Origin of the sequence: Variovorax beijingensis, assembly GCF_007828835.1 — a bacterium.
GTDB classification, from domain to species: domain Bacteria; phylum Pseudomonadota; class Gammaproteobacteria; order Burkholderiales; family Burkholderiaceae_C; genus Variovorax; species Variovorax beijingensis_A.
The window spans coordinates 589120-613503 of record NZ_VIVL01000003.1 but is presented as its reverse complement, the minus strand read 5'-3'; the positions used below and the strand labels follow the sequence as shown (position 1 = coordinate 613503).

The following is a 24384-nucleotide window of genomic DNA, read 5'->3' as shown; positions in this document are numbered from 1 at the left end:
GCTCAGACGGGAAGGGGTGTGACCGGGAAGATCGCATTGATCTGCCCCGTGCCCGAGCTGCCGAAGTAGGGCGTGACCACCTCCACCGGCGCGGTGTAGCGGTCCCAGCCCAGCAGGCCCAGCAGCATCGCGGTGTCGTGCATGTCGCCTTCGCCCCAGCACTTGTCGGCGTACATCGGCAGCATGCCGACGAAGGTCTGCCAGTCGCCGGCCTTCCACAGTTCGACCACGCGGCGGTCCACCTGCTCGAGGAAGGGATCGTAGACCTTGTGCATGAATTCGGGGGCGCGGCCGTTGTCCGCGAAGTGGTGCGAGAGCGAGCCGCTCGCGAACACCGCCACCGTGCCCTCGTAGCGCTCCTCGATCGCGCGGCGCACCGCGAGGCCGAAGCGGCCCGACTCGGTGAGGTCGTGCCAGTCGCACCAGCCGCTGATGCTGATCACCTTGTAGTGCTGGTCGGGGTTCATGTAGCGCATCGGCACCAGCGTGCCGTACTCCAGTTCGAGCGTGGTGTCGCTGTGCGCGCGGCTCTTCACGCCCATCTCGTTGGCCATGTCGGCGATCAGGTGGCCCAGCGCCGGGTTGCCGGGGTAGGCGTAGGGCATGTTCTTGATGAAGTGCGGCAGTTCGTTGCTGGTGTAGGTACCGCCGAACTTCGGGCCGCAGTTGATGTGGTATTCGCTGTTGACCTGCCAGTGCACGTCGAACACCACGATGGTGTCCACGCCCAGCGCGCGGCAGCGCCGGTCGATTTCCTTGTGCCCGTTGATCGCGGCGTCGCGGCAGCCGAAGTTCGGTCCCGGGAATTCCGAGAGGTACATCGACGGCACGTGCGTGATCTTGGCGGCGAGAGCGAGTTGGCCCATGTCCGTATCTCCTTGTTCCGTTCAGGCTTCGAGCTGGATGTTGGCCTTGCGGATCACGTCGCCGTACTTCGCGATCTCGCTCTGGATGAAGGCCGCGAAGCGCTCCGGCGTGCCTGGCAGCGGCGCGATGCCGCCCTTCTGGAAGGCTTCGGCCACCGCGGGGCTCGCGAGCGCGCGGTTCACCTCGGCGTTCATGCGCTGCACGATGGCATCGGGCGTGCCAGCGGGCGCCAGCAGTCCGTTCCACGAATTGGACTCGATGGGCACGCCCTGTTCCGCCAGTGTGGGTATGGCGCTCGCGTATTGCGAGCGCTGCGCGGTCGCCATGCCCAGCGCCACCAGCTTGCCGCCCTGCACGTGGCTGCGGAACTCGGGCCAGTTGCCGAACATCATCGTCACCTGCCCGCCGAGCAGGTCGGTGAGTGCGGGGCCCTGGCCCTTGTAGGGCACGTGCATGATGTCCAGGCCCATCTGCAGCTTGAGCATCTCGCCCGACAGGTGGGCCGAGGTGCCGTTGCCGAAGGAGGCGAAGCTCAGCGTGCCGGGCTTGGCCGTGGCGGCGTTGCGCAGGTCGGCCAGCGTCTTCAGGCCGCTCGCGGGATGCGTGGCCAGCACATGCTCCGACATGCCCATGAGCGCGACGGGGCGCAGGTCTTTCTGCGTGTCGTAGGGCAGCTTGCGGACCAGCGTCTGGTTGGCCGTGAAGCTGTTGGCCACGCAGACGAAGGTATAGCCGTCGGGCGCGGCCTTGGCCGCCGAGTCGACGCCGATCACCGTGCCCGCGCCGGGCTTGTTCTCGACGATCACCGGCTGGCCCAGCGCCTTCGCCACCTCGGTGCCTACGAGGCGCGCGACGAAGTCGGTGGTGCCGCCGGGCGGGAAGGGCACGATCACGCGGACCGGCTTGTGGGGCCAGGCGGTCTGTGCCCGCGCGAGCGAGGGCAGCGCGGCGAGTGCGGCCGCGCCCTGCAGCAGCGTGCGGCGCCGCGTGTTCATGCCATGCCCCAATGCGGGATGTGGTGCGAGCCCATCGATACCGCAATGTTCTTCGGCTCGCAGAACACTTCGTAGCTCCACGTGCCGCCCTCGCGCCCCGTGCCCGAGGCCTTGGTGCCACCGAAGGGCTGGCGAAGGTCTCTGACGTTCTGGCTGTTGACGAAGCACATGCCGGCCTCCACCGCAGCGGCCACGCGGTGGGCCTTGCCGATGTTCTCGGTCCACACGTAGCTGCTGAGGCCGTAGGCGATGTCGTTGGCGAGTTCGATTGCGTGCGCCTCGTCCTTGAACGGAATCAGGCAGGCGACCGGCCCGAAGATCTCGTCCTGAGCGATCTTCATGCGGTTGTCGACATCGGCGAACACGGTGGGCATCACGTAGTTGCCCTTCTTCACGCGGTCGGGCAGGTTCGCTGGCGCCTCGAGGCCACCGCACAGCAGCGTCGCGCCTTCCTTCGGCCCCAGCTCGATGTAGCTGCGCACCTTGGCCAGGTGCGCCTGCGAGATCATCGGGCCCACGATGGTCTTCTCGTCGAGCGGGTCGCCCACGGTGATGCGCCTGGCGCGCTCGGCGAACCTGGCGGCAAAGCCGGCGTAGATCGACTGCTGCACCAGGATGCGCGAGCCGGCCGTGCAGCGCTCGCCGTTGTTGCTGAAGATCATGAACACGGCCGCGTCGAGCGCGCGGTCGAGGTCGGCGTCGTCGAAGATCACGAACGGGCTCTTGCCGCCGAGTTCCATGCTGAACTTTTTCAGGCCCGCGCTCTTCACGATGCGGTTGCCCGTGGCGGTGGAGCCGGTGAACGAGATCGCGCGCACATCGGGGTGCGCCACGAGCGGCTCGCCGGCTTCCTTGCCGTAGCCGTGCACCAGGTTCAGCACGCCGGCGGGAATGCCCGCTTCGAGCGCGAGTTCGCCCAGGCGCGCAGCTGTCAGCGGCGAGAGCTCGCTCATCTTCAGTACCGCGGTGTTGCCGAAGGCCAGGCAGGGCGCGACCTTCCAGGTGGCCGTCATGAACGGCACGTTCCACGGGCTGATGAGTGCGCACACGCCCACCGGATGGAACAGCGTGTAGTTCAGGTGCGTGGGCGTGGGATAGGTGTGGCCGTCCACGCGCGTGCACATCTCGGCGAAGTAATAGAAGTTGTCGGCCGCGCGGGGGATCAACTGCTTGCCCGTTTGCGAAATGACCTGGCCGCAGTCGTTGGTCTCGGTCTGCGCGATTTCGGGCACGTGCCGGGCGATCAGGTCTCCGAGCTTGCGGATGAGCTTGGCGCGCTCGGGCGCGGGCAGGCCGGCCCACTTCGGGAAGGCCTCCTTGGCGGCGGCCACGGCCGCATTCACTTCGGCCTCGCCGCCCGAGGCGACTTCGGCCAGCACCTCCTGCGTGGCGGGGTTGACGGTTTCGAAGTAGTCGCTGCCGGCGACGGACTTGCCGCCGATGAGATGGTCGATCTGTTGCATGGAGAAATGTCCGGTCCGGTTCAATCGAGTTTGATGTCGCGCGCCTTGATCAGGGCATGCCACTTCTTGCGCTCGGCGTCGGTGTAGCGCGTCATTTCGGCGGCGTCTGCAGGGCGGGCTTCCCAGCCCGCGTCGTAGAGCTTCTGGCGCACGCCGCCATCGGCCATGGCCTTCTGCAGCTCCGCGCCCAGCTTCGCCTGCACTTCCTTCGGCGTGGCGGCGGGTGCGACGAGGCCTTGCCAGGTGTAGGCCTCGACGTTGGCGTAGCCCAGTTCCTTGGCGGTGGGCACGTTGGGCAGTTGCGCAATGCGCTCGGCCGACATCGCGAGCAGCGGCACCACCTTGCCGGCCTTCACGGCGCTCACACCGCTGGGCAGGTCGAGCATCATCAGCGGCACCTGCCCGCCCATCAGGTCCTGCAGCGCCGGCGCGCCGCCCTTGTAAGGCACGTGCAGCATCGACACGCCGGCCTCGCGCTGGAACAGTTCCATCGCCAGGTGGTGCGGACTGCCGGTACCCGGCGTCGCGATGCTGTACTTGCCGGGCGATGCCTTGAGCGCGGCGAGCAGCGCCTTCGCATCGGCGATGCCGGCATTGGGCGCGGCCGTGATGATGAGCGGCGAGCGGCCCATCATGCCGACGAGCGCGAAGTCTTTCTCGGCGTCGTAGGGCAGTTTCCTGTAGAGCGCGGGGTTGTAGATCAGCACGCCGTTGTCGGCCGAGAACACGGTGTAGCCGTCGCCGGGCGAGCGCGCCACGTTCTCCGACGCGATGATCGCGCCCGCGCCGGGCTTGTTGTCGACCAGCACCGGCTGGCCCATCTGCTGCGACACCTGCGCGCCGACCGTGCGTGCGAGAAAATCGGTGCCACCGCCGGCCGGGTAGCCCACCACCCAGCGCACGGGCTTGGCCGGGTAGGCTGCGGTTTGCGCGGACGCGCCGAGCGCGAGCACCGAGGCGCTCAGCGCCACGAGCATGGCTGCCACGCCGGGCATTTTCTTTCTGGCTTTCATGGTGCTTGTCTCCGCTTTTTTTGTGTGTGACAGGAAAAAATTCAGGCCGCGTCGATGGTGTTGACCAGGGCCCCGATGCCTTCGATCGCGCAGACGACCACATCGCCCGGCTTGCAGTCGACCACGCCGTCGGGCGTGCCCGTGAGGATCAGGTCGCCCGGCGACAGCGTCATGAAGCGGCTGAAATACTCGATGAGGAAGGGCGCGTCGAAGATCATGTCGCGCGTGCTGCCCTGCTGCGTGACGGTGCCGTTCACCGTGGTCTTCAATGCGAGCGCCATCGGATCGGGCACGTCGGCCGCATCGACGAACCACGGGCCCAGCGGCGTACAGGTGTCGCGGTTCTTCACGCGCAGGTTGGGGCGGTACCAGTTCTCCAGGTAGTCGCGGATCGCGTAGTCATTGGCCACGGTGTAGCCGCCGATGAAGTCGCAGGCGTCATCGCGCTTCACGTGCTTTGCGGTCTTGCCGATCACGATGGCGAGCTCGCACTCGTAGTGCATGAACTGCACGCCAGCCGGCCGGTGCGTGAACTGCCGGTGGCCGATCAGCGTGCTCTGGCCCTTGATGAACACCAGCGGCTCCTCGGGCGCCTTGAACTCGAGTTCCTTCGCGTGATCGGCGTAGTTGAGGCCGAGCGCGAGGATGGTGCGCGGGCGCGGCGTGGGCGCGAGCGGCGGCAGCCAGACGAGCTGTTCCTGCGGCACGACGCGGCCGTCGTCCAGCCGCACGGCGGCGTCGGCCTGGCCGTTGAAGTCGTGTGCGGTGCCGGTGTGCTCGCGGCCTTCGAAGATGACGCGTGCGTGCTTCATGCGGCGGCCTCCTGCACGAGCGTGTTGCAGAGGCTCTCGAACCCCGGCGCGGAAATCTCGATGCGGTCGCCCGCACGCGCCAGCGGCCGGCCGGCGTCGCAGCCGAGCATCAGCACGTCGCCATGCGCGAGCGTCATGAACTCGCCCACGTCGGTGAGCAGCTGCTGCGCCGGCCGCACGAGCTGCGAGAAATCGATCGATTGCTTCAACTCCCCATTGATGCGCACCTCGACGTGGAAGTGCGCGGGGTCGGCCACCTCCTGCGCATCGCGCAGCACCGGGCCGATGCCCAGGAACCCATCGACGCACTTGAACTTCACGGGCGGGCGGAAGAAGCTCGCATGCGGAATCGAGAGGTCGTTCATCAGCACGAAGCCCTCGACGTCGCCCTCGGCACCGATCACCATGCCGATGCTCGCGCCGATCTCCACTTCTGGCACGGACGAAGGCACCGCGATGGCGCTGCCGTGCGGGCTCCAGGTGTTGGCCGTCTTCACATAGAGCACCGGCGCCTTCGGCGGTGCCTTGTAGGGTGGCTGCGTCATCTGCGGCGCGAGCGCATCGAGCTCGGCGCGGAAGTTCAGCAGCGTGCCGTACACGGTGCCGGTCGGCAGGAAAGGGGAGGAGGTCATTCGGGTTGCTCCAGCGCGATCAGTTCGTCCAGCAGCCCATACAGCTGCGTCAGCTTGGTCTTGCCCAGCGACTGCTCCAGCCACTGGTAGTGCGACTCGATGCTCGAGGACAGCTTCTTCACCAGCTTCATTCCGTGCGCCGTCGCCTCGACCACGGTGCGGCGCTGGTCCTCGGGGTCGCGGCTGCGGGTGATGAGGTCGTCTCGCTCCATGCGCGCGAGCACGCCCGTGAGGCTGGGGCCGAGGATGAAGGCCTCGCGCGCCACGCGGCCGGTTTCGACCGCACCGTTCTCGCCGAGCACGCGCAGCACGCGCCACTGCTGGTCGGACAGCGCGTGCTCGCGCAGGCTGGGCCGCGTGTGGGCCATGACGGCTTCGCGCGCCTGCAGCAGCAGACGCGGGAGGTTGCGGTGGGCGAAGGTGGTGCTCAAGCGCGGTGCCTTTCCAAATTACTTAACATGTTAAATGATTGGCAAACGCTTTCCAAGCCGTTCGGCATCAGGGTTTGTGCGGACACCTAAACTCGCTGCATGGCCAAGGACAAAACAACTTTCGTCTGCAGCGAATGCGGCGGCACCAGCCCCAAGTGGCTCGGCAAGTGCCCGAGCTGCGGCGCCTGGAACACTCTCATCGAACAGGTGGCGGGCGGCAGCGGCCCGGCCAACAACCGCTTCGGCACGCAGTACGCCGCGCTCGCGGGCGTGTCCGAACTCGCGACCCTCTCCGAAATAGAAGCGACCGACGTCGCGCGCACGCCCACCGGGCTCGACGAGCTCGACCGCGTGCTGGGCGGCGGCATCGTCTCGGGGGGCGTCACGCTGATCGGCGGCGATCCGGGCATCGGCAAGTCGACGCTGCTGCTGCAGGCGGTCGATGCGCTGCAGCGCGCGGGGCAGAACGCGCTCTACGTCACCGGCGAGGAAAGCGGCGCGCAGGTGGCGCTGCGTTCCAGGCGCCTCGGCCTGGACCACTCGCAGGTGCAGGTGCTGGCCGAGATCCAGCTCGAGAAGATCATCGCCACGCTCGACGCCACGCGTCCGGCCATCGCGGTGATCGACTCGATCCAGACGGTGTATTCCGACCAGCTCACCTCCGCGCCAGGCTCGGTGGCCCAGGTGCGCGAATGCGCGGCCCACCTCACGCGCTTTGCCAAGACCAGCGGCACGGCCGTGGTGCTGGTGGGCCACGTCACCAAGGAGGGTGCGCTCGCGGGACCGCGCGTGCTCGAGCACATGGTCGACACGGTGCTGTATTTCGAAGGCGACACGCATTCGAGCTTCCGCCTCGTGCGCGCCATCAAGAACCGCTTCGGCGCCGTCAACGAGATCGGCGTGTTCGCGATGACCGAGCGCGGCCTGAAGGGCGTGGCCAACCCGAGCGCGATCTTCCTGAGCCAGCATGCCGAGCCGGTGCCCGGCAGCGTGGTGCTGGTCACGCTCGAAGGCACGCGGCCGATGCTGGTGGAGATCCAGGCGCTGGTCGACAACGGCGGGCCGAGCCCGCGCCGCCTGTCGGTGGGCCTGGACCGCGACCGCCTCGCGATGCTGCTGGCCGTGCTGCACCGCCACGCCGGCGTGGCCTGCATGGACCAGGACGTGTTCGTGAACGCGGTGGGCGGCGTACGCATCAGCGAGCCGGCGGCCGACCTGGCCGTGATGCTCGCCATCACCTCGAGCCTGCGCGGCAAGCCGCTGCCCAAGGGCTTCATCGCCTTCGGCGAGGTCGGGCTGGCCGGCGAAGTGCGCCCCGCGCCGCGCGGCCAGGAGCGCCTGCGCGAAGCGGCCAAGCTCGGCTTCAGCGTGGCCGTGGTGCCCAAGGCCAACGCGCCGCGCAAGGGCGCGAAGGAGATCGAGGGCCTGACCATCCATGCCGTCGAGCGCATCGAGGAGGCGATGGAGATCGTGCGCCGCCTCGACTGACCGAGGGATCGATTGCGCAAAAAAATGCCCGGCGCACCACTGATGCGCCGGGCGATCCTCCCTGTCCCCCCGATATGTGTGACGTGTCTTCTTGTTGTGCTGGCAACCTCGGTTGCCTCTCCCTGAAGCCGGTGGCGTTGGCCCGTGCGGCGAAATGTGCCCGCTGGCGCCGCCGCGCGGGTCGCTTTTGGGGGCGAGTACCGTCCTGCGCGCCTGGCGGTAGCCGCGCCGGCTACCGCGCGAGGCGACAATGCGGCCCATGAATTTCCAGAAAATACTGGTGCCCGTGGGCGGCATCGTCCTGCTCGGGCTCGCATGGCGCAGCTATGGCTGGGCCGGCGTGGCGCTGACCGGCGGCGCCATCGTGATGTTCCTGCTGCTGCACTTCAACCGCGCCATGCAGGTGCTCAAGCGCGCGGCCGACCGGCCGGTGGGCTATGTCGCGAGCGCGGTGATGCTCAACGCCAAGCTCAAGCCGGGCGTGACGCTGATGCACGTCATTGCGATGACGCGCGCCCTGGGCGAACTGCGCTCGCCCAAGGACGAGCAGCCCGAGCTCTACCGCTGGACCGACACCGGCGGCTCGTACGTCGACGCCGTGTTCAACGGCGGCAAGCTGCAGAGCTGGACGCTGACGCGGCCCGAAGCCGCGCCCGACGACGCGCCGTCTTCCGAAGAGAACAACGCGGGCTAGGAAGAAGCCAGGAAGCGCCGGCCGTCAGAACGGCGCGTCTTCTTCCTCGGCTTCGGCATCGGCCGGTGTGGTGGTCGCAGGCACTTGCGCGGCAGCCTTCGGCGCTGCTGCGTCCGTTGGGGCGCCGCTGAAGGCCGCCTCGCCGCCCAGCGCGTCGAGCAGCGCCGGCACCAGCTGGCCGAGTTCGCCGGTGGCAATGGCCACGTCGGCGTCGAAGTTGTCTTCCTTCTTGCCGCCGGCCGCGCCGTCGCCCGTGCCTTCGAGGAACACGATCTTGCGGATCAGCATGCCGTGCGTCAGCTCGAAGGACACGCGGTCGTCCCAGGTGAGCGCCAGGCGCGTCGGGCGCTTGCCGTCGGTGATGTGCTTCTGCACCTCCTCGATGTCGAGCGGGTGCTTGGCGTAGCGCACCACGGCCTTGGAGTCGTCCGAGGCCTTGAGTTCGCACTCGCGGTCGATGGTGAAGCCGGCCGGCGGCTCCTGCGTCAGCAGCCAGTTGGCCATGGCGGCGGCGGGCTCGATCTGCGTGTTGATGAGGGCCACCGCAAAGCCGTCGAGCGACTTCACGAGGCTGGTGACCACTTCGTCGGCGCGCGCGGCGTTGCCGCTGTTGATCACGAGGCGGTGCTCGGCCTTGTCGATCCACACGGCCACGCGGGCGCTGCGCGTGAAGGCCATCGGCAGCAGCTCGAGGGTGATGTCCTCCTTGAGCTCCTTCTTTTCCTTCTTGCCGGGCTTGCGGCCGGTGGCGGCCTCGATCTGCGCGCAGCGCTCGTCGAGCTTGCGGCGCACCACGGAGCCGGGCACCGCCTTGCTCTCGATCATGTATTCGACCAGCCATTGGCCGTCGATGGATTCGACCAGCGGGCCATTGGCCTCGCCGCGGGGTTCGATCCAGCCGGCGGATTTTTCCTGCGAGGGGCCGCAGGGCTCGAAACGCGCCTTGGCGAGCGCTTCTTCGGCCTCGGCCAGTGTTTGGGACCAGGCAGGTTCGATGCGATAGACGATGACGTTCTTGAATACGGACACGGAAACCCTTTTTTCCACTGGTTTGGACAACCGGCCATTGTCGGGCACGGCGTTGCGGGCTCGGCCGTAAAATCGAAAGCTTTTGCGACTTCCCCTGTCGCACCCCCACAGCTCCCAAAGGAATCAGGAAATGAGCTCGATCCCCCCCTCGCTGGACGACCGTGACGGCAAGATCTGGATGGACGGCGAACTCGTGGACTGGCGCGACGCCAAGATCCACGTGCTGAGCCACACGCTGCACTACGGCTGCGGCGCCTTCGAGGGCGTGCGCGCCTACAAGACGGCCGACGGCAGCACCGCCATCTTCCGCCTGGCCGAGCACACCGAGCGCCTGTTCAACAGCGCCAAGATCCTGCGCATGAAGATCCCGTTCACGCAGGAACAGCTCAACGAAGCCCAGAAGCAGGTGGTGCGCGAGAACAAGCTCGAAAGCTGCTACCTGCGCCCGCTGATCTGGATCGGCTCCGAAAAGCTCGGCGTGAGCCCCAAGGGCAACCGGATCCACGCCATGGTCGCGGCCTGGTCCTGGGGCGCCTACCTGGGCGAAGAAGGCATGAAGCGCGGCATCCGCGTGAAGACCTCGAGCTTCACCCGCCACCACGTCAACATCACGATGACGCAGGCCAAGACGGTGAGCAACTACACCAACTCGATCCTCGCCAACATGGAAGCGCTGGACGACGGCTACGACGAGGCGCTGCTGCTCGACGCGAGCGGCTTCGTCTCCGAAGGCGCGGGCGAGAACATCTTCGTGGTCAAGGGCGGCGTGGTCTACACGCCCGACCTCTCGGCCGGCGCGCTCAACGGCATCACGCGCAACACCATCCTGCACGTGTGCAAGGACCTGGGGCTCGAGCTGGTGCAAAAGCGCATCACGCGCGACGAGGTCTACATTGCCGACGAAGCCTTCTTCACCGGCACGGCCGCTGAAGTGACGCCCATCCGCGAGCTCGACCGCATCGAGATCGGCAACCGCGGCGACGGCGGATCGCGCGGTCCCGTCACCGAAAAGATCCAGGCTGCCTTCTTCGACATCGTGAACGGCAAGAACCCCAAATACGCCCACTGGCTCACGAAAGTCTGAGAAAACCATGCCTACCAACGCAGTCGTCGAACTCCTGGCCAGGGAGCTCAACCATCAGGGCGGCGTGTTCTGCCCCAGCCCCAAGGCCGACATGAAGCTCTGGGACACCCATCCCAAGGTCTACCTGGACGTGGCGCGCACCGGTGAAGCCAAGTGCCCGTACTGCGGCACCGTCTACCGCCTGAAGGCGGGCGAGACGGTGTCGTCGCGGCATTGACCGTTCGCGGCCTGCTCGGGCGCTTCGGCGCCGCCTACCTGCTCCTGCTGCTCATCCTGGGCCTGGCGCTGAACATGTTCGGCGTCAAGGCCAACGCGGGCGTCAATACGGCCGCGCTGCTGGGCGCCGTGATGTGGGTGTGCCTGGCCTTCGGCAAGAAGAACGGCCGGTACCTCGCACGCGATGAAAAGACCCGTGCCGTGCTCGGCATGATCGCGATCGACCTGGCGATCCAGGCCGCGGTCTCGGTGGCGGCGGCGCTGGCGGCCGGTGCCTCGGTCCTGCAACTGGGGCCGATGCTGCTGGTGCTGCTTTTCGTGGGCGCGCTGCACGCCGCGGTGATCTACTTTTTCGTCGGCATGGCGGGCCGGCAGTTCGCGGCCGCTGAAGCCAAACGCAGCAGCAATAGCCGCAGATAGCTATCGGGATTGCGGCGGGACCTCGAGCGCCGCCGCGATGCGGCGCGTCGGCCAGAGGTCGCGCCAGGGCTGCGTGTCCCGCGGCTCCTGCGCGAGCCGCAGGTAGACCATCGCGATCCACAGCAGCGCGAGCCCGATCTGGGCGTCGCGCACGGCAGAGTTCACGCTCGACGCGATCAGCGCGATCAGCGTGGCCGCCAGCGCATAGCGCCCCGCGATGTCGGGCCGTTTCCATGCCTGCCAGACGGCGCCCGCCATGATGGCCAGCAGGCTCAGCAAGGCCGGCAGCCCGCCCTGCGCGCCGACCCAGAGGAAGTCGTTGTGCGGCATGTTCGAGTCGGCGAAGAGCGCCGGTCCGCGCTTGTGCCACTGGTCGGTCCAGCCGCCGATGCCCCAGCCGGCGAGCGGCCGGTCGGCGATCATGCGGCCGGTGTCGCGGTACATGTAGTAGCGGATGACCCAGCTGCCCTTGAAGATCTCGCCGGCCTGCGCCTTCTCGATTTCTTCCACGCCGGTCTCGACCTTGTGCTGCAGCTGCGGCAGCTGGTAGAGCCCCGCCGCCAGCACCACGGCGCCCAGCACCAGCGCGCTCACCAGCATCTTCAGGTGGCTGCGCCACTGGTGGATGCACACCACCGGGATCACCAGCAGCAGCGCGAGCACCGAGGTGCGCGAGGTCAGCGGCAGCGCCACCACCAGCCCCAGCCCGAGCATCAGCACGAAGGCGGGAATGGCGCGCAGCGGCCGGCGCGCGGCGATCTGCGCAATGCCCCAGACGGCCGCCGTGGACGCCACCACGCTGAACAGCAGCGCATTGCTGATCGACTTGTTGCCCACTTCCATGACCACCGCGCGCAGCGGCGCCCAGATCGGAAAGCCGATGGCGTAATAGGCCACGACCAGCAGGATGTTCAGCGCCGCGATCAGCAGGAAGCCGCGCAGCGCCCAGACCGCTTCCTCGCGCGCGAGCGCCATCGCCATCAGGATGGTGAGGCCGATGCGCAGGCCATGGAACAGGTTCGAGCCGGTCTCGGGGTAGTGCGGGCCGATGGCCAGCACGATGAAGGTCCAGGCCAGGTACGCCACCAGCGGCCACCACAGCGGATTGGCGCGCAGCCGCGCGAAGCGCTCGCGCAGCCCGCCGGCCAGCAGCATGGTGGCGAGCAGCAGCAGGGCCGAAAGGTAGGTGACGCCGACGGGCATGAACACCACCAGCCCCCAGAACATGGCCGCGGGCCTGACGATGTGCGATCTCTGCATAGGGGCGGGATTTTAGGTGGGGCCGGCGGACCCAGCCTGACTTGCCCCGGCGCACCCCCGGGGCGCGGGTTCAGTGCGCAGGTGCGCTCGCCGGCAGGCGGATCACGAAGCTCGCGCCGCCCTCCGGGCCGTCTTCGCAGCGCACGCTGCCGCCATGCCGCTCGGCGATCGACTTCACCAGCGCGAGCCCGAGGCCGACGCCGCCGTTGCGCTCGCTGGCGCCGGGCAGCCGGTAGAAGGGCTCGAAGATGCGTTCGCGCAGGGCCGGCGGCACGCCCGGGCCGCGGTCGGTGACGCGCACGGTGGCAAAGCCGTTGGCGCTGCCGAGCTCCACACTGATCTCGCCGGCGCCGTAGCGGCGCGCGTTCTCGAGCAGGTTGCGGATCGCGCGGCGCAACAGGCGCGGGACGCCGGGCACGGTGAGCCTGGCATTGTCGGTGCCTGCTACCAGGTCGAGCTCGGCATTCACCTGCGAGCATTCCTCGGCCGCGAGCCCCGTGAGGTCGACGGCCTCGATGGTGCCCATGTCGGCCTCGCTCGCGTCGAGCCGGCTGGCCAGCAGGATCTCGTCGATGAGCTGGTCGAGCTCGCCGATGTTGCGCGAGATTTCCTCGCGCGCCTTGGGGCTCGGGCGTTCGCCCATCAGCTCCAGGCCCATGCGGATGCGGGTGAGCGGCGAGCGCAGCTCGTGCGATGCGTTGGCCAGCAGCGACTTGTGCGAACGCACCAGCTGTTCGATGCGCTCGGCCGACGCGTTGAAACGTTTGGAGAGATCAGCCACTTCGTCCTGCCCTTCTTCGGTCACGCGCACCGAGAGATCGCCCTCGCCCCAGCGCTGCACGCCGCGCTGCAGTGCCTCCAGTCGCTGGGTGAGCCGCCGCACGATCGGATACACGCCCAGCGCCACCGCCATGCCCACCAGCGCAATCATCCAGCCCAGCCCGAACGGCGTGCGCCAGGGCGCGAACCCGCCGGTGCCCGAGGGCCGGTCGCGCGGCGCCACGCGCAGCGTGATGGCCTTGCCGTCGCTGAGCGTCACGTCGAACTCCAGCCCCTGGCCCGGCACGCGCAGCGCCTTGCCGCTGCCGATGGTGCGGTCCTGCGCATCGAGCACCACCACGTTGCGCGGCACCGGCGCCAGCCGTTCGCGCTCGGCCTCGGCCGCCTCGCGCACGATCCAGTTGGCCATCAGCGTGAGGATGACGACGCCACCCACCACCGCGAGCCAGATGCGCACGTAGAGGTGGCGGGAGTACAGGCCGCGCAGCATCGGCCGGTCAGTCCTGCTGCTTGGCGAACACGTAGCCCACGCCGCGCACGGTGAGGATGCGCTTGGGGTTCTTGGCATCGACCTCGATGGCGGCGCGGATGCGGCCCATGTGCACGTCGATCGAACGGTCGAAGGCCTCCAGCTCGCGGCCGCGCACGGCCTCCATGATCTGGTCGCGCGTGAGCACACGGCCGGCGCGCTCGGCCATGGCCACCAGGAGGTCGAACTGGTAGGAGGTGAGGTCGGCCAGCGCGCCGCCCACCGACACGGTGCGCGCGTTGCGGTCGATCTCGAGCGTGCCGAAGCGCATCACCGTGCTGGCTTCGGTGTCGGCATTGTTCTCGCTGCGCCGGCGCAGCACCGCGCGGATGCGCGCGAGCAGCTCGCGCGGCTCGAAGGGCTTGGGCAGGTAGTCGTCGGCGCCGATCTCCAGGCCGATGATGCGGTCCATCGGATCGCCCTTGGCGGTGAGCATCAGCACCGACACCTTGGAAGCCGGAGGCGGCAGCGAGCGGATGCGGCGGCAGATCTCCAGGCCGTCGGTGTCGGGCAGCATCAGGTCGAGGATCACGAGGTCGGGCGCGTGCTGCTGCAGCTGCTCGAGGCCGCTGGCGCCGTCGCCGGCATGCGTGAAGAGGAAACCCGACTGCGTCAGGTATTCGCCCACCATCTGTGCCAGGCGGGCATCGTCTTCGATCATCAGGAGCTGGGGGGTACTCATGCGCTTCATGGTCGTGCACCGGGGGCAACGGGGCTTGAACGCTCCGTAAAGTTGGGTAAACGCGGCTTCCGGCTGTCCTCCGGAAGTGCTGCGAAAAGCATAGCGCCGTCTTGCGCGCCGGCGGGCAGGCCGGCGATGTTTTCCGCGAGCAGCGCGGGCAGGCCGCAGCCGCGCAGGTCCGCATTGTCTGCCTGCGCGCGCGCGAGGATCTCGCCGGCCAGCTGGCGCAGCTGCGCGGCCGAGGCCCGGATGCGCGCCCTGAACTCGGCGTCGCCCAGCCGCGGATCCTTCAGGCTGCGGTTGAGCTCGGCGAACCAGGGCATGGCGGCCTGGTCGAGCATCACCGGGGTGTTGCGCCTGGCGCTGGCGGCGGACCATGCGCGCAGCAGCTGCTGCACCGCGAGGTTCAGGCGCTGGCAATGCTGCAGCTCGTCCTTCAGGCTGCCCAGCAGCATCAGGTCGGTGAGCCGCTGCTGGAAGAAGATCTGCGACAGCACGCCCCAGTAGTAGGCGTAGTCCCAGATCACCTTCACCGGCAGCACCTCGGGGTCGCCGAACAGCGGGTACTGGTCCTGGTAGAGCGCCAGCGTGCTGTCGTAGAACGAGTGGTAGATCTGGTCGTAGAGCTGCGCGCGGGCTTCCACCGAGCGGCCCGCGCGGTCGTGCGCCACCAGGTCGGTGATGTAGGTGTTGCTGATCGCGATGAAGTCGCTGCCCGGCGAATAGAAGGGGTCGAGGAACAGCCCGGCCTCGCCCGTCAGGGCCCACCGCTGGCCCGAGAACACCTGCCTGCAGCCATGCGAGAAGTGCTTGAGGAACGCGAAGTCCTGCAGCAGGTGCCGCTTGCCGTCGAGCGCGTCGTACAGCCGCGGCTGGTAGGTGGCGAACCACCGCATCGCCTTCTCGAAGGTGTCGATGGTGTCGAGCGGATGCAGCTTCGGGTCGGCCACGATGCCCACCGAGTGCGAGCCCGAGGCCAGCGGAATCAGCCAGGCCCAGTAGCCCGCGCCCACCAAGTGGTTGGTCGAGAGCCAGCGCGCCTGTGGATCGCAGCGTTCGCGCCAGGCGGTGCTGTCGCTCCACTCGTCGATGGCAATGCGCTCGCCGATGCGGAACCACACGGCGTTGACGTCGTGCGCGTTGGCCTCGGCCAGGCCCAGCTTGCGCTTGAGCAGGCCGGCGCGGCCGCAGGCATCGACCAGCCAGCGCGCCTCGGCGCTGTGGGTTTGGCTGCCGCGCGTCCATTCGAGGCGGTGCGGTGCCTCGGCGTCGGAGGCCAGGTCGACGCGGCGCACCAGCGCGGCATCGTCGAAGCGCACGCCGCGTCGCACGGCCTCCTCGGCCAGGTAGTTCTCGAAGATGCCGCGGTCGATCTGGTAGCTGGGCACCGCCAGGTAGCGGCTGGCCCCGATCTCGGTGACCTGGTCGATGTCGCGCCGGCCCTCGCTGAAGAAGAAGCGGAAGCCGAACTTGCGCAGCTGCGCGCCGTCCATGTGGGGCTTGAGGCCGAGCACCGTGTCGAAGTAGTGCGCGCCGATCTCGACCGAAGACTCGCCCACCTTGTGCGCCGCATGCGGCACCGGGTGCCTGCGCCGCTCCAGCACCAGCACGTCGAGGTCCTGGAAGCGCTGCTTCAGCTGCAGCGCCAAGGTGAGGCCCGCGAGCCCGCCGCCCATGATCACTGCGTCACATCGTTGCGCAGTGCCGGTCATGGAACTTCAGTCCCGGACCTGCCGCAGCTGCAGCCGCAGCGACAGGGTGGAAGAAAGCGGCAGGCCGATGGGCGGCGGATCGTCTTCCAGCCGCGCCAGCGCTTCGAACAGGCCGAGCGCATGGGCCATCGGGTTGATGTGCGCCAGCGTTTTCGCGGCATCGGAAAGCGGCGCCGGCACGGTGCTGCCGCCGTTGTCCTGCACCGACCAATCGAGCGCGGCCACGGTGCGTTCCGTGCGCTCGGGCGCGATCACCAGCGCCACGGCCAGCAGGCCCTGGCTGTCGGTCACCGAAGTCAGCGGGCCCACCGTGGGCGTGTCGTAGCCCACCAGCAGCACCGGTGACTGGTCGGCCGCGCATTGCACGGCCGCTTCGAGCAGGCCGGCGGCAAAGCTGTTCTCGTAGGCCGAGACCGAGTTGCTGGCCGCCATGCAGCCGGTGCCGATGGTCCAGTAGCCCACGGCCGCGTTGTGCACCGAGTTGTGAAAGCGCGTGGGCGACAGCACCGTGGGATCGGTGGCCAGCGTGCTGCACATGTAGTCGTTGATCGACAGGTCGCCATGCGCCGAGACGAACACGCAGGGCACGTCGGCCGCGTTGCGGCCCGCGCCCGCCATCGACGCGGCGGCCACTTCGAGCGCCAGCGCCACGGTGTCGGGCGCGCGGCGGCGCTCGGCCGGTGCCAGCACCTGCGGCGACGGCCGCTTGGCCGGCGGATCGGCGAGCCCGCCTTCGCCGCGGAAGGCGGCGCGCGCGGCGTCCCAGCCCGGCAGGGTGGGCGTCCAGAAGGCCGGGCCTTCGATATAGAGAGTAGGTGGCACGGGCGTGGGCTTCATGCGGTTGCCTTGCCGAAGACGAGCGAGCAGTTGTTGCCGCCGAAGCCGAAGGAATTGGTCAGCGCGTAGCGCACCTCGCCATGCGCGGGTTCGAGCCTGATCTGCGGCCCGAAGCCTTCGTCGAGCTGGTTCGTGTTGACCGTGCCCGGCATCAGGCCGCGCTCGATCGCGAGCAGGCTGATCACCGATTCGACGATGCCCGCCGCGCCCAGCGTGTGGCCCATGAAGCCCTTGGTCGAGCTGGCGTGGGTGCGCGCCGGAAAGCGCCGCGCCACCAGCGCGCCTTCGACCTCGTCGTTCTTCTGGCTCGCGGTGCCGTGCATGTTGATGTAGTCGATCGCCTCGGGCGCGAGGCCCGCGCGCGCCAGCGCCTCGTCGAGCGCGCGTTCGGCGCCCAGCCCTTCGGGGTGCGGCGTCGACATATGGTGCGCATCGCTGGCTTCGCCGTAGCCCAGGAGCCGCAGCGGCGCGGCTGCGTCGTCCTGCACGCGTTCCACCAGCGCGAAGCCGGCCGCCTCGCCCAGGCTGATGCCCTTGCGGCTCGCGTCGAACGGCCGGCACGGCTCGCTCGACACCAGTTCGAGCGAGTTGAAGCCGAACAGCACGCTGCCGCACAACGTGTCGACCCCGCCGACCACGGCGGCATCGGCCAGGCCGAGGCGGATCAGCCGCTCGGCCGAGGCGAACACCTTGGCGCTCGACGAGCAGGCGGTGGAAATCGTCTCGCTCGGCCCGGTGAGCCCGAGCACCTGCTGCACGAACATGGCCAGCGAGTGCGGCGTGTGCACGGCCGCACGGCGCTGGTCCATGGGAAAGAGGCCGTCGGCGTCGAGCTGGGTGTAGGCCAGCTCGGTTTCGCCGATGCTGGAGGTCGAGGTGCCGAGGATCAGCGCGATGCGCGAGGGGCCGTACCTGGCCCGCGCGGCCGCCACGGCCTCGGGAAAGCCGTCCGCATGCAGGCCCAGCCAGGCCAGCCGGTTGTTGCGGCAGTCCCACGAGGCCAGCGCCTCGGGCAGGCGGATGTCCTCGAGCCCGTCGACGCGGCCGATCCAGGTGGGCAGCGGCGCATCGCCGAAATCGTTGGCGCGCAGGCCGCTGCGCGAATGCTCGAGCGCCTCGGCGAGCGGCTCCTTGCCGACGCCGACGGCCGAAGTGGCCGTGTAGGCGCTGATCTGAAGGGGAGAAATGCGGGGCGGCACGTTGCTTGTGGGTTGGCAGGCGGAAGATGAATGATCGCTCTGGGAGCGAAGCGGAGGTAACCGGAAAGTGACAGCCTACCAGTTGCGCGGGCCCCGCAGCGTCAGCTGTTTTCCTATAGGGCCCGTGCCCTATTGACGCCCGGCCGGCGCCTTGGTGGTGGTGATGCGGGCGGCCAGCGCCACCAGCAGCAGCACTGGCAGGCCCAGCAGGGCGGTGGCGGTGAAGAACTGGGCGTAGCCGTGGGCGTCGACAAAAGCGCCCGAATAGCCGGCAATGAACTTGGGCAGCAGCAGCATCAGCGAGCTGAACAAGGCGTACTGCGTGGCCGAATAGCTGATGTTCGTGAGGCTCGACAGGTAGGCGATGAAGGCCGCCGAGGCAATGCCGCCGGCCAGGTTGTCGGCCGACACCACCGCGATCAGCGCCGTCAGGTCGTGCCCGCGCGAGGCCAGCCAGGCGAAGAGCAGGTTGCTCGCGGCGCTGAGCACCGCGCCCAGCATCAGCACGCGCATCACGCCCAGGCGCATCGACAGCACGCCGCCCACGAAGGCGCCGGCCAGGGTCATGACCACCCCGTAGATCTTGCTGACGGTGGCCACTTCGTCCTTGGTGAAGCCCATGTCCACGTAGAAGGGGTTGGCCATGATGCCCATCACCACGTCGCTGATGCGGTAGATGGCAATCAGCGAGAGGATCAGCGCGGCCTGCCACTTGTAGCGGCGGATGAAGTCGGCAAAAGGTTCGATCAGCACGCCTTGCAGCCATTCGGCCGCGTTCTTCGGCTTGGGCAGCACGCGGCGCACCGGCTCGGGCGACAGCAGCACGGTGAGCACGCCCACCGCCATCGAGGCCGCCATCACCAGGTAGGCCGTCTTCCAGGCGCCGTTCTGGTAGGCCGCCGCGCCCGTGGCCGCCGCAGCCGGCGCCACCTCGGCCCAGGCCGCCACCCACAGCACGCCGGCGCCGGCCCAGATCATCGCCAGGCGGTAGCCCGTTTGATAGGCGGCGGCGAGCGCGGCCTGCTTGCGCGTTTCGGCCGACTCGATGCGGAAGGCGTCCAGCGCGATGTCCTGCGTGGCCGAGCCGAAGGCCACCAGCAGCGCGCACCAGATCAGCGGCGCGAGGCCCTGGCGCGGATCGTTGAGCGCCATGCCGACCAGCCCCGCAACCACCATCCCCTGCGCCAGCAGCAGCCAGCCGCGCCGCCGCCCGAGCAGCGTGGTCAGCGGCGGCAGCGGCAGCCGGTCGACCAGCGGCGCCCACACCCACTTGAAGCCATAGGCCAGGCCCACCCAGCTCAGGTAGCCGATGGTGGTGCGATCGATGCCCGCCTCGCGCAGGCGAAAGCTCAGCGTGCCCAGCACCAGCAGCAGCGGCAGGCCGGCGGAAAAGCCCAGCGCCAGCATGCGCAGCGTGGCGGGCTCGAGGTAGACCTTCAGCGCATCGCGCCAGGGCAGGGAGGGGGCGGTGGAGGTTTCGGCGGGCTGGGCAGACATGAGCTTCGGATTGTCCATGAGCGCGCGCCGCCTGCCGAGCCGTCTTTTTGTCGGCAATTGTTCCTATGATCCGCGCATGTGCACACGATGCGAGCTCTTCCTTCCTTCCGTGGCTTCTTCGGCTTCCCGCGCCACGGCCTGGCAGCCGCGGCGGGCCTTCCTGCTGGCGGCGGCCGGCGCCGCGCTGGCCGGGCCGGCCCTGGCGCAGGTGAACGTGGGCAATGCCTCGGTGGCGCGCAACCTCGTGCCGGCCGACCGGATCGAGGCCGCCGGCGTGCAGCAGTACGGCCAGCTGCTCGAGCAGGCGCGCGCCAAGCGTGCGCTCGCGGGCGACGGCAATGCGCAGCTGCAGCGGCTGCGCACCATCGCGAACCGGCTGATTCCCTTTGCCACGCCGTGGAATTCGCGCGCGCGCGACTGGAAGTGGGAGGTCAACCTGATCGGCAGCAAGCAGATCAATGCCTTCTGCATGCCCGGCGGCAAGATCGCCTTCTTCACCGGCATCCTCGAACAGCTCAAGCTCAATGACGATGAAGTCGCCATGGTGATGGGACACGAAATGGCCCATGCGCTGCGCGAGCATGCGCGTGCCCGCATGGCCAAGAGCGCGGGCACCGGCGCGGCGCTTTCCATCGGCGCGCAACTGCTGGGCCTGGGCCAGATGGGCGACCTGGCGGCGCGCGCCGGCACGCAGCTGCTCACCCTCAAGTTCAGCCGCAGCGACGAGACCGAGGCCGACCTCGTCGGGCTCGAACTCGCGGCGCGCGCGGGCTATGACCCGAAGGCCTCGATCACGCTCTGGAACAAGATGGCCACCGCCTCGAAGAACCAGGGCGGCCTGAGCTTTCTATCGACCCACCCGAGCGGTCCGGACCGCATCCAGAAGCTCGAGGCCAACCTGCCGAAGGTCGAAGGGCTTTACCGGGAAGCCAAGCGCAGCTGAGGTCTGAGCCACCTCTTCCTCTGAAAGAGGGCTGCGTCTGACTCCCTCTCCCGCCGGGAGAGGTCGCAAATCCATTACGGCCTGTTTTCGCCTGGCACATTGCTTGCATCTCGACTTGTACACAAGTTTGGATGCCTGATGATGGTGCATGAAGAAAACGGATCGGCCGCCGCAGCGTGGATTGCCCGCTTTCCCCGGCCTGTGCCCGGTGCGGGCGCAGGCCGCCTCGCCGGCCTTCGCTTCGCGGTCAAGGACAACATCGACGTGGCCGGCGTGCCCACCACGGCCGCCTGTCCGGCCTTCGACCGACGGCCCGCGCAGCATTCGGCCGTGGTGCAGAAGCTGCTCGATGCCGGTGCATCGCTGATCGGGAAGACCAACCTCGACCAGTTCGCCTGCGGCCTGAACGGTACGCGCTCGCCGTATGGCGAAGTGCCCAATGCCTTCGATGCGCGCTACGTCTCGGGCGGCTCCAGCTCCGGATCGGCCTACGTGGTGGCCGCCGGCGAGGCCGACTTCGCACTCGGCACCGACACCGCCGGCTCGGGCCGCGTGCCCGCCGGACTCAACAACATCGTCGGGCTCAAGCCCTCGCGCGGCCTGCTGAGTGCCTTCGGCGTGGTGCCGGCCGCCCAGAGCGCGGACTGCGTGTCGATCTTTGCGCGCACCGTCGGCCTGGCCGTCGAGGTGCTTCTTGCGGCCGCCGGACCCGACGCACGCGATCCCTACTCAAGGGACGTGGCGCTGCGCCGCGAGGCACTTCCAGCCGCCTTCCGTTTCGGTGTGCCCGACACGCCGAGCTTCTTCGGCGATGCCGCGGCCGAAGAGGCCTTTCGCGATGCACAGGTGCGGCTCGCCGCCCTCGGCGGCACGGCCGTGGCGATTCCCTTTGCGCCGCTGGCGGAGGCCGCCGCGCTGCTCTACGAAAGCGCGCTCGTGGCCGAGCGCTATGCGGCGGTGCGCGGGTTCTTCGATGCGCATGGCGCTGAAGTGATCGAGCCGGTGCGCGGCATCCTCGAAAGCGGCCGCGGCTACAGCGCCGCCGACGTGTTCGAGGCGCAGACCAGGCTTCGCGCGATCGCACAGCAGGTCGAACCGATGTGGCGCGGCATCGACCTGCTGCTGGTGCCGACCGCGCCCACGCACTACACGCGCGAACAGATGCGCGCCGACCCCGTGGTGCTCAACCGCAACCTCGGCGCGTACACCAACTTCGTCAACCTGCTGGACTACGCCGCGATCTCGGTGCCGAGCTCGCTGCGCGCCGACGGCCTGCCCTTCGGCATCACGCTGATCGGCCCGTGCGGCAGCGATCTTGCGCTGGCCGAGCTGGGCCAGCGCTATCACCACGCCACCGGCCTGCCGCAGGGCGCCATAGGCTTGCCGCTGCCCGAGCCGCGCTCCATTCCGGGCCTGGGCGCTCCGCCAGTGCAGACCATGCCCATCGCCGTCGTCGGCGCGCATCTCTCGGGCATGCCGCTCAACGACCAGCTCACCGAACGCGGCGCCACGCTGCTGCGCGCCACCACCACCTCGCCGCGCTACCGCCTGCATGCCTTGCCGGGCACCGTGCCGCCCAAGCCGGGGCTGCAGCGCAGCACGGCCGGCGGAGCAGCCATCGCGCTCGAAGTGTGGTCCGTGCCCGTGGCCGAGGTCGGCAGCTTCCTGGCCCTGATCCCGCCCCCGCTGGGCCTGGGCAGCGTCGAGCTCGCCGACGGCAGCTGGGTGCACGGCTTCATCTGCGAAGGCCATGCGCTCGCAGGCGCCGAAGACGTGAGCCACCACGGTGGCTGGCGTGCCTACATCGCAAGCCGCACGACCGCCTCTTCCCAAGCCATTCCAACCTGACCGATCGAGGAGTCTTCATGAGCATCCCTGAAAAATCGCCCGCCGCCGCGTCGCGCCGCCAGTTGCTGCAGGCCGGCGCCGCGGGGCTGGCCGTGCTGGCCGCGCCCGCCATCGTGCGCGCGCAGGCCGTGCCGAAGATCCGCATCGGCTTCTGGCCCGTGGCCGCGGGCCTGCCTTTCTTTGCCGCGGTCGACCGCGGCTACTTCAAGGAAGCCGGCCTCGACGTGGAGCCGCTCAGGTTCGCGGGCGCGCAGCAGGTCATGGAAGGCATGCTCGCGGGCCGCTGCGACGGCAGCTCCAACGGCACGGGCTCGGCCAACCTCGCCATCGGCGAGATCGCGCAGCCGGGGCTCTTCAAGATCTTCTGCACCAACCCGAGCAACGCGAAGTTCGTGCTCGACGAATTCATCGTCGCCAAGGACAGCCCGATCAAGACCATGGCCGAGCTGGCCGGCAGGAAGATCGCGTCCGGCCCCGGCATCCAGAACGTGACCCTGTGCAAGACCATGCTGGAGCGCGCGGGCGCCAAGGGCGCCACCGTGAGCGAGCTTCCGATCGGCCAGCACGTGGCCGCGCTCGTGGCGGGGCAGGTCGACGCCTGCTACACGCTCGAGCCCACCGGCACCGTGGGCCGCATGAACGGCACCACGCGCGTCCTCGAGGCCGGCGTGGTCGCCAAATACATCCTCGGCGATCCGATGGCGCCCTGGCACGGCGGCGCGGCCAGCCTCACCAGCGAGTTCATCAAGAAGAACCCCGAAGCGGCGAAGAAGTACATCGCCGCCTATGCACGCGGCGTGGAGCTGGTGCGCAGCAAGCCCGACGACGCGCGCCAGCACATGAAGGGCTACACCGCCATCGAAGGCAGCCTCACGGCCGAAGTGCCGCTCGCCTCGTACATGCTCTACAACGAGTTCAAGCCGAGCGACGTCGCGTACTTCCAGAAGTTCTACGACCTGTTCACCGAGAAAGGCATCTTCGAGAAGAAGGTGCCGGTGGACGGCCTGCTCTACAAGGCCTGACCATGGCCGACGCAAGCACGACCACGGCCGCGCCGTGGACACCGCCGGCCGCCGGCGCGGCGGCGGTGGCACCGAAGCCCCCGTTGCGCGACCGGCTGCTGCCCTTCGTCGGCCCCGTGGTGCTGTTCATCGTGTGGGACCTGGCGGTGCGGCTCGGCTTCATCAAGCCGATCCTGCTGCCCACGCCCGCCGACACGGTCGCGGCGCTCATCACGGGGCTCGCGGGCGGACCGCTGCTCACCGACTTCGCGATGACCGTGTGGCGCACGCTGCAGGCCTTCGCGATTGCGGCGGTGGTCGGCGTGCCGCTGGGCGTGCTGCTCGGCAGCAATGAGCGCGCGTACCGCAGCGTCGAGTTCCTGATCGACTTCTTCCGCTCCACGCCATCGTCCGCGCTGATCCCGCTGTTCCTCCTGATCTTCGGGGTGTCGGACGTCAACAAGGTGGCCATCGCGGCGTTCGGCGCGCTGCTGATCGTGGTGTTCAACAGCGCCTATGGCGTGATCAACGCGCGCAAGCAGCGCGTGATGGCGGCGCGCGTCATGGGCGCCTCGCGCTGGCAGATCTTCAAGGACGTGCTGGTGTGGGAAAGCCTGCAGCCCAGCTTCGTGGGCCTGCGCTCGGCGGTGTCGATGGCGCTGGTGATCGTCATCGTGGCCGAGATGTTCATCGGCTCCGACACGGGTCTCGGCCACCGGATCATCGATGCGCAGCAGGTGCTCAACGTGAAGAGCATGTATGCGGCGATTCTGGCCGCGGGTGCGCTGGGCTATGCGCTGAACATTCTCTTTCTCATTGCCGAGCGTCGCATCGTGCACTGGAGCGGAAGATGATGGACCACCCCCAGGCTTGCTCGCTTCGCGTAGCCGCCACCCCCCTGCGAGGGGGCGCAGCCTGCGGCCCGGCGAAGCCGGTTCCGCGGCAGCTCACG

The 24384-nt window shown here is 68.7% G+C and carries 24 protein-coding genes; 9 read left to right on the top strand and 15 right to left on the bottom strand.

Translation table 11 applies throughout. The annotated features are described in order from the left end of the window. Window positions 1-2: 2 nt before the first annotated feature. From hpaD to hpaR, 7 genes are read right to left on the bottom strand one after another with little or no spacing between them, the layout of a single operon-like run. Window positions 3-866, bottom strand: coding sequence for a 3,4-dihydroxyphenylacetate 2,3-dioxygenase (hpaD, locus tag FB547_RS13395; RefSeq protein WP_145742927.1), 864 nt, complete (start codon window positions 864-866; stop codon window positions 3-5). A 21-nt stretch (window positions 867-887) separates the two neighbouring features. Next, window positions 888-1862, bottom strand: coding sequence for a tripartite tricarboxylate transporter substrate binding protein (locus FB547_RS13390; RefSeq protein WP_145742925.1), 975 nt, complete (start codon window positions 1860-1862; stop codon window positions 888-890). Next, entirely contained in the window at window positions 1859-3325 is a 1467-nt protein-coding gene (gene hpaE / locus FB547_RS13385) for a 5-carboxymethyl-2-hydroxymuconate semialdehyde dehydrogenase (protein WP_145742923.1), read from the bottom strand. Before hpaE ends, FB547_RS13390 begins: the two co-directional genes overlap by 4 nt. Before the next feature lie 20 nt (window positions 3326-3345). Next, window positions 3346-4338: a Bug family tripartite tricarboxylate transporter substrate binding protein gene (locus tag FB547_RS13380; RefSeq protein WP_145742921.1), complete on the bottom strand. Its 993-nt coding sequence runs from the start codon at window positions 4336-4338 to the stop codon at window positions 3346-3348. 41 nt (window positions 4339-4379) lie between these two features. Next, window positions 4380-5150 (bottom strand): fumarylacetoacetate hydrolase family protein, encoded by a 771-nt coding sequence (locus FB547_RS13375; RefSeq protein WP_145742920.1) that lies wholly within the window; start codon window positions 5148-5150, stop codon window positions 4380-4382. Then, window positions 5147-5782 carry a fumarylacetoacetate hydrolase family protein gene (locus tag FB547_RS13370; RefSeq protein WP_145742918.1) on the bottom strand — a complete coding sequence of 212 codons (636 nt, stop codon included), beginning with the start codon at window positions 5780-5782 and terminating at the stop codon, window positions 5147-5149. Before FB547_RS13370 ends, FB547_RS13375 begins: the two co-directional genes overlap by 4 nt. After that, window positions 5779-6213 carry a homoprotocatechuate degradation operon regulator HpaR gene (hpaR, locus tag FB547_RS13365; protein ID WP_145742916.1) on the bottom strand — a complete coding sequence of 145 codons (435 nt, stop codon included), beginning with the start codon at window positions 6211-6213 and terminating at the stop codon, window positions 5779-5781. The genes FB547_RS13370 and hpaR overlap by 4 nt, the downstream gene beginning before the upstream one ends. Window positions 6214-6312: 99 nt before the next feature. Between hpaR and radA the strand changes: the two genes are divergently transcribed. Further along, window positions 6313-7701 (top strand): DNA repair protein RadA, encoded by a 1389-nt coding sequence (radA, locus tag FB547_RS13360; protein ID WP_145742915.1) that lies wholly within the window; start codon window positions 6313-6315, stop codon window positions 7699-7701. A gap of 250 nt (window positions 7702-7951) precedes the next feature. After that, on the top strand, window positions 7952-8395 hold the full coding sequence (locus FB547_RS13355) for a glycerate kinase (RefSeq protein WP_145742913.1): 444 nt from the start codon (window positions 7952-7954) through the stop codon (window positions 8393-8395). A 24-nt stretch (window positions 8396-8419) separates the two neighbouring features. Here the strand turns inward: FB547_RS13355 and FB547_RS13350 are convergent, their stop codons facing one another. Continuing rightward, entirely contained in the window at window positions 8420-9424 is a 1005-nt protein-coding gene (locus FB547_RS13350) for a recombination-associated protein RdgC (RefSeq protein WP_145742911.1), read from the bottom strand. Between the two features lie 130 nt (window positions 9425-9554). On the opposite strand from FB547_RS13350, the gene FB547_RS13345 reads away from it, so the two are divergent. From FB547_RS13345 to FB547_RS13335, 3 genes are read left to right on the top strand one after another with little or no spacing between them, the layout of a single operon-like run. Further along, window positions 9555-10508, top strand: a complete 954-nt coding sequence (locus tag FB547_RS13345; RefSeq protein WP_124958353.1) for a branched-chain amino acid transaminase — start codon at window positions 9555-9557, stop codon at window positions 10506-10508. Between the two features lie 7 nt (window positions 10509-10515). Beyond that, window positions 10516-10725, top strand: coding sequence for a zinc-finger domain-containing protein (locus FB547_RS13340; RefSeq protein WP_012745419.1), 210 nt, complete (start codon window positions 10516-10518; stop codon window positions 10723-10725). Continuing rightward, on the top strand, window positions 10722-11144 hold the full coding sequence (locus FB547_RS13335; RefSeq protein ID WP_145742909.1) for an ABZJ_00895 family protein: 423 nt from the start codon (window positions 10722-10724) through the stop codon (window positions 11142-11144). Before FB547_RS13340 ends, FB547_RS13335 begins: the two co-directional genes overlap by 4 nt. Here FB547_RS13335 and FB547_RS13330 read toward each other — a convergent pair whose 3' ends face one another. The 7 genes from FB547_RS13330 to FB547_RS13300 form a co-directional block, all read right to left on the bottom strand. Next, on the bottom strand, window positions 11145-12404 hold the full coding sequence (locus FB547_RS13330) for an O-antigen ligase family protein (RefSeq protein WP_145742907.1): 1260 nt from the start codon (window positions 12402-12404) through the stop codon (window positions 11145-11147). Window positions 12405-12474: 70 nt separating this feature from the next. After that, entirely contained in the window at window positions 12475-13674 is a 1200-nt protein-coding gene (locus tag FB547_RS13325) for an ATP-binding protein (RefSeq protein WP_145742906.1), read from the bottom strand. A 7-nt stretch (window positions 13675-13681) separates the two neighbouring features. Continuing rightward, window positions 13682-14404 carry a response regulator transcription factor gene (locus FB547_RS13320; RefSeq protein WP_012745423.1) on the bottom strand — a complete coding sequence of 241 codons (723 nt, stop codon included), beginning with the start codon at window positions 14402-14404 and terminating at the stop codon, window positions 13682-13684. Next, window positions 14401-16107, bottom strand: coding sequence for an NAD(P)/FAD-dependent oxidoreductase (locus FB547_RS13315; RefSeq protein ID WP_145742904.1), 1707 nt, complete (start codon window positions 16105-16107; stop codon window positions 14401-14403). The genes FB547_RS13320 and FB547_RS13315 overlap by 4 nt, the downstream gene beginning before the upstream one ends. A gap of 6 nt (window positions 16108-16113) precedes the next feature. Further along, window positions 16114-16944: a beta-ketoacyl synthase chain length factor gene (locus FB547_RS13310; protein ID WP_145742902.1), complete on the bottom strand. Its 831-nt coding sequence runs from the start codon at window positions 16942-16944 to the stop codon at window positions 16114-16116. Further along, window positions 16941-18143, bottom strand: coding sequence for a beta-ketoacyl-[acyl-carrier-protein] synthase family protein (locus FB547_RS13305; RefSeq protein ID WP_186454154.1), 1203 nt, complete (start codon window positions 18141-18143; stop codon window positions 16941-16943). The genes FB547_RS13310 and FB547_RS13305 overlap by 4 nt, the downstream gene beginning before the upstream one ends. A 129-nt stretch (window positions 18144-18272) precedes the next feature. Further along, window positions 18273-19640 (bottom strand): AmpG family muropeptide MFS transporter, encoded by a 1368-nt coding sequence (locus FB547_RS13300; RefSeq protein WP_261380273.1) that lies wholly within the window; start codon window positions 19638-19640, stop codon window positions 18273-18275. Window positions 19641-19716: 76 nt separating this feature from the next. Between FB547_RS13300 and FB547_RS13295 the strand changes: the two genes are divergently transcribed. From FB547_RS13295 to FB547_RS13280, 4 genes are all read left to right on the top strand, one after another. Further along, window positions 19717-20583: a M48 family metallopeptidase gene (locus FB547_RS13295; protein ID WP_145742899.1), complete on the top strand. Its 867-nt coding sequence runs from the start codon at window positions 19717-19719 to the stop codon at window positions 20581-20583. A 138-nt stretch (window positions 20584-20721) separates the two neighbouring features. Beyond that, window positions 20722-22431, top strand: coding sequence for an allophanate hydrolase (gene atzF, locus FB547_RS13290; RefSeq protein ID WP_145742898.1), 1710 nt, complete (start codon window positions 20722-20724; stop codon window positions 22429-22431). A gap of 17 nt (window positions 22432-22448) precedes the next feature. Further along, window positions 22449-23453: an ABC transporter substrate-binding protein gene (locus tag FB547_RS13285; RefSeq protein WP_145742896.1), complete on the top strand. Its 1005-nt coding sequence runs from the start codon at window positions 22449-22451 to the stop codon at window positions 23451-23453. 2 nt (window positions 23454-23455) lie between these two features. Further along, window positions 23456-24286, top strand: coding sequence for an ABC transporter permease (locus FB547_RS13280; protein WP_145742895.1), 831 nt, complete (start codon window positions 23456-23458; stop codon window positions 24284-24286). Window positions 24287-24384 lie beyond the last annotated feature (98 nt).

Excerpts from the sequence above, each read along its gene's own strand:
- hpaD (WP_145742927.1), bottom strand. The coding sequence starts at position 866 with ATGGGCCAACTCGCTCTCGCCGCCAAGATCACGCACGTGCCGTCGATG.
- FB547_RS13390 (WP_145742925.1), bottom strand. The coding sequence starts at position 1,862 with ATGAACACGCGGCGCCGCACGCTGCTGCAGGGCGCGGCCGCACTCGCC.
- hpaE (WP_145742923.1), bottom strand. The coding sequence starts at position 3,325 with ATGCAACAGATCGACCATCTCATCGGCGGCAAGTCCGTCGCCGGCAGC.
- FB547_RS13380 (WP_145742921.1), bottom strand. The coding sequence starts at position 4,338 with ATGAAAGCCAGAAAGAAAATGCCCGGCGTGGCAGCCATGCTCGTGGCG.
- FB547_RS13375 (WP_145742920.1), bottom strand. The coding sequence starts at position 5,150 with ATGAAGCACGCACGCGTCATCTTCGAAGGCCGCGAGCACACCGGCACC.
- FB547_RS13370 (WP_145742918.1), bottom strand. The coding sequence starts at position 5,782 with ATGACCTCCTCCCCTTTCCTGCCGACCGGCACCGTGTACGGCACGCTG.
- radA (WP_145742915.1), top strand. The coding sequence starts at position 6,313 with ATGGCCAAGGACAAAACAACTTTCGTCTGCAGCGAATGCGGCGGCACC.
- FB547_RS13355 (WP_145742913.1), top strand. The coding sequence starts at position 7,952 with ATGCGGCCCATGAATTTCCAGAAAATACTGGTGCCCGTGGGCGGCATC.
- FB547_RS13345 (WP_124958353.1), top strand. The coding sequence starts at position 9,555 with ATGAGCTCGATCCCCCCCTCGCTGGACGACCGTGACGGCAAGATCTGG.
- FB547_RS13340 (WP_012745419.1), top strand. The coding sequence starts at position 10,516 with ATGCCTACCAACGCAGTCGTCGAACTCCTGGCCAGGGAGCTCAACCAT.
- FB547_RS13330 (WP_145742907.1), bottom strand. The coding sequence starts at position 12,404 with ATGCAGAGATCGCACATCGTCAGGCCCGCGGCCATGTTCTGGGGGCTG.
- FB547_RS13325 (WP_145742906.1), bottom strand. The coding sequence starts at position 13,674 with ATGCTGCGCGGCCTGTACTCCCGCCACCTCTACGTGCGCATCTGGCTC.
- FB547_RS13320 (WP_012745423.1), bottom strand. The coding sequence starts at position 14,404 with ATGAAGCGCATGAGTACCCCCCAGCTCCTGATGATCGAAGACGATGCC.
- FB547_RS13315 (WP_145742904.1), bottom strand. The coding sequence starts at position 16,107 with ATGACCGGCACTGCGCAACGATGTGACGCAGTGATCATGGGCGGCGGG.
- FB547_RS13310 (WP_145742902.1), bottom strand. The coding sequence starts at position 16,944 with ATGAAGCCCACGCCCGTGCCACCTACTCTCTATATCGAAGGCCCGGCC.
- FB547_RS13300 (WP_261380273.1), bottom strand. The coding sequence starts at position 19,640 with ATGTCTGCCCAGCCCGCCGAAACCTCCACCGCCCCCTCCCTGCCCTGG.
- FB547_RS13295 (WP_145742899.1), top strand. The coding sequence starts at position 19,717 with ATGTGCACACGATGCGAGCTCTTCCTTCCTTCCGTGGCTTCTTCGGCT.
- atzF (WP_145742898.1), top strand. The coding sequence starts at position 20,722 with ATGATGGTGCATGAAGAAAACGGATCGGCCGCCGCAGCGTGGATTGCC.
- FB547_RS13285 (WP_145742896.1), top strand. The coding sequence starts at position 22,449 with ATGAGCATCCCTGAAAAATCGCCCGCCGCCGCGTCGCGCCGCCAGTTG.
- FB547_RS13280 (WP_145742895.1), top strand. The coding sequence starts at position 23,456 with ATGGCCGACGCAAGCACGACCACGGCCGCGCCGTGGACACCGCCGGCC.